Consider the following 3,000-nt stretch of genomic DNA (forward strand, 5'->3'; position numbering starts at 1 on the left):
TTCTATACTGTCTTAAACGACTTATAAGCGCGTTTCAGACAGTATAGAACGTCAAATAGACAAGGGAGAATTTGAATACTAGCTGCCCTAGAGTTTTTTTGCCCTTTTTCCTGTTTAGTAAATTTCTTAACGTTTACAGTTTGGGTTATTTGCATTTAAAAGTAGCTGAATCGTAGCGTTGAAGATAAAAACGCCGATATTTGAGGTACATATAAATAATTAGCCACCGACCAGGGCTTCTTTTGCTTTTTTTCTCATCTGGTAAATTTCTTAATATTTATAGCTAGTTGCAATCTATGAAAGAACATTTGTTTTTACAACAAGTGGTGTCATTTCAGCGTGTGACACTGGCATCTAGGAACTTTATCAGGCTAGTGAGTATAAAAGCTCCCCGGGCCGGATTCGAACCAGCGACCAATTGGTTAACAGCCAACTGCTCTACCACTGAGCTACCGAGGAATAAACTGGTTTCAATTTATCATATTGAGCGCTGATTGTAAACGGTTTTTGTATGCAATTATAATCAAAGCAATGTTAAATACGCATAATTGCACACATTTGCAAAAAACATAAAGCCTAATGAAAAAAGCTACGAACGCCGGTGAAAAACATAGCAATTTTATTTTCATTTGCGGTTGCTATTACATCTTGGTCCTTCAGCGAGCCGCCAGGCTGAATTATGGCTGTAACTCCATGTTTTGCACTTTCTACTATGCTATCCGGAAATGGAAAAAATGCATCTGAAGCAAGTACAGCACTTTTGCACCTTTCACCCGCCTTTTTAACTGCAATGTTCACACTATCTATTCTGCTTGTTTGTCCTGCACCGATACCGATGGCGCAACCGTCTTTTGCTATAACTATTGCGTTGGATTTCACATGCTTGCATATTTTCCAAGCAAAAATAAGATCTTCTTTTTCTTTTTTCGTTGCAGCGCACTTTGTTACTTGGCTTATTTCTTCTGCTTTTGTTGTATGGTTATTATTTTCTTGCACTAAAAACCCACCGGCAACGTTTTTAATTTGATATTTTGCATTTTGCTGAAGAGAGCTATAAATAATTACTCTTAAATTTTTCTTTCTCTGCAAAATTTTCAGTGCTTCATCATTTATTGATGGTGCTATCACTACTTCCAAAAATATCTCGCTTAATTTTTCTGCTAACCTTAGATCTATCTCCCGATTTAAAGCAACTATGCCACCAAAACTGCTTATTTTATCACACGATAGAGCTTTTTCGTATGCTTCCAGAGCGCTATCACCAATGGCGGCTCCACATGGGTTATTGTGCTTGATTATCACTGCTGCAGGTTCTTGAAACTCAGAAACTATGTTAAGCGCAGATTCTATATCCACTATATTATTATAACTCAACTCTTTTCCATGTATTTTCTCCAGCGGATATTTGGTGAATTGATTACTGTAAAACGCAGCTTTTTGATGGGGATTTTCGCCATACCTGAGTTCTTGTGCTTTACGCCCGTATAGGGCAAAAAACTCTGGTAATTCATTGCTTTTACTCTGAGATAGAAACCAACTGTAAATATTAGAATCGTAGCATGCAGTGAGAGCAAATGCTTTAGTTGCTAGATGTTTTCTGTATTCCAATGTTGTTTCATTGTTATTTTTGACCATCTCAGCTTTCAGTGTTTCATAGTCTTGAGTGCTAGAAATAACTGAAGTAAAATGAAAATTTTTTGCTGCAGCCCTAATTAGCGCTACTCCGCCGATATCAATTTGTTCTATAACTTGCTCTTGATTTGAGCCACTACTTACTGTTTCCCAAAATGGATATAGATTACTTATAAGCAGCTCTATGGGCTCGATTCCTAGATCTTGCATTTCTTTTTTGTGCTTTTCTCGATCACATAGTATTCCTCCATGAATTTTAGGGTGTAAAGTTTTTACCCTACCGCTTAGTATCTCTGGAAACTGTGTGTAATCTGAGACTTCTTGCGTTTTTATTCCTGCATCGGATAGGATTTTATATGTATTCCCTGTTGAGAGAATCTCTATTTGCTGCTTTGTTAAAAACGATGCAAGGTCAATTATATTTGTTTTATCATAAACCGATATTAAAGCTCTCTTCACTTTTATATAGAAAGTTTTTTAAGATTATACATAAGAAAAGGGAGTTTGGCTATAGTTGTAATATCATATGTTTTTTAAAAATTTTTTATTTGTAATTTTATCCAACCATATGGAAACTTTGATAGCAAGTAGAGATTATACTAAATCCTAGATCTCAAGAGACGCTCTCAAAAAGCCCTACGATACCAAAATAAATAAAGAGGTATGCCACTTGCGGTGAATAAGCTCGCAATTAGCAAGGTGTTTACAAGAGTTTCAAGTATCACCCAACAGCAAAAGATTGTTGCTATACTACCAATTAAAAGCTTGTAATAATTTCTCTCCTTTACAACAACCTTTAGAAAAGCAAGGCTGCATGCAAGGTAGACAAATAAAAATGAAACCACAGAAAAGTCGATAATCGAAGTGATTTGCTGAGCAAAATTGTTGCTTGAAGTAAGGATTAGCAAAACTGCAGTTCCAACTGAGCTGGTTATTATTCCCCAAAAAGGAGAACCATACTTGTTCCTTTTAGCAAAGAATTGTGGCATAAGTTTATCTTCAGCAAGACCAAAAGCAACTTGCCCACTAGATAATACCCAAGCATTTAAACTGCCAACACAAAAAATGAATGCAATTACAGAAATAATCAAATGCCAATTACCAGAAAGCATAATTTTTATTGCATCAACATATGGTGCTCTTGAATTTGCTAAATCATTCCCATTTATTAACCCCATAATCGCGAAATTATTGATAAAATATATAACAGCAACACAGATTGTGCCAAGTACCACAGCTCTTGGTATAGTTTTGGTCGGGTTATCAACTGATCCTGCAGGTGCTGTTGCCAATTCAACTCCAACGAAACACCATAAAGTCAAAAGTGTAGAACGGGCAAGAATCTGCGATGCTGTAAGACTTGAGATT

At 36.1% G+C, this 3,000-nt stretch carries 2 protein-coding genes and 1 tRNA gene; all 3 read right to left on the bottom strand.

The genetic code is table 11. The annotated features are described in order from the left end of the window. Positions 1 to 387: 387 nt before the first annotated feature. Positions 388 to 459, bottom strand: a tRNA-Asn gene (locus tag GO685_RS04430). Positions 460 to 576: 117 nt separating this feature from the next. Then, on the bottom strand, positions 577 to 2,097 hold the full coding sequence (gene purH / locus GO685_RS04435) for a bifunctional phosphoribosylaminoimidazolecarboxamide formyltransferase/IMP cyclohydrolase (protein WP_175937746.1): 1,521 nt from the start codon (positions 2,095 to 2,097) through the stop codon (positions 577 to 579). A 161-nt stretch (positions 2,098 to 2,258) separates the two neighbouring features. Beyond that, a partial coding sequence (locus GO685_RS04440) for an APC family permease (protein ID WP_175937745.1) occupies positions 2,259 to 3,000 on the bottom strand: 742 nt, incomplete at its 5' end.

The sequence above is a fragment of the Wolbachia endosymbiont of Madathamugadia hiepei genome (genome assembly GCF_013366855.1).
In the GTDB taxonomy this organism is placed as follows: domain Bacteria; phylum Pseudomonadota; class Alphaproteobacteria; order Rickettsiales; family Anaplasmataceae; genus Wolbachia.